The sequence below is a fragment of the Oleiphilus sp. HI0080 genome (assembly GCF_001635135.1).
Window position 1 is genome coordinate 1 of record NZ_LWFU01001127.1, and the last position, 533, is coordinate 533.

At 45.8% G+C, this 533-nt stretch carries 1 protein-coding gene; it reads left to right on the forward strand.

Annotation, left to right across the window (positions count from 1 at the left end):
* A partial coding sequence (locus A3751_RS20325) for a response regulator (protein WP_369821268.1) occupies positions 1 to 405 on the forward strand: 405 nt, incomplete at its 5' end.
* Between the last annotated feature and the right edge of the window lie 128 nt (positions 406 to 533).

Consider the following 533-nt stretch of genomic DNA (forward strand, 5'->3'; position numbering starts at 1 on the left):
CTTTCTAGCAGTAACAAACGCGAGGAAAGTACCATGGCACAGATTCTAGTAGTTGACGACTCAGCGACTGTTCGCAACGAAGTGAGCAGTTTTTTAGCAGCAAACGATCTATCAGTAGAAGTAGCAATCGACGGCAAAGACGGCCTAGACAAACTTCAGAAAGACGGTCAGATCAAGCTTGTTATCTCGGATGTAAACATGCCGAACATGGATGGCCTAACCATGGCAGAAAAAGTACGCAGTGATCTCAACAATCAAGGTGTAAACATCATCATGCTAACAACCGAAAGCGACCCGCGCATGAAAGCACGCGGCAAGGCGGCTGGCGTTAAAGGTTGGATTGTTAAGCCATTTAAAGGCGACAACGTAGTAGGCAGTATTAAAAAGCTGATTGGCGCTGCATAAACGTCCAACCAGACGAAAAAGGCATCCTCTTCAGGATGCCTTTTTTTATGCCTATTCTCAGTCTAATCGCTAAGGTAGCGGGAGTGGGTTGAACTCAAAATAGATCAGTGGTCCAAAAGCCACGATAA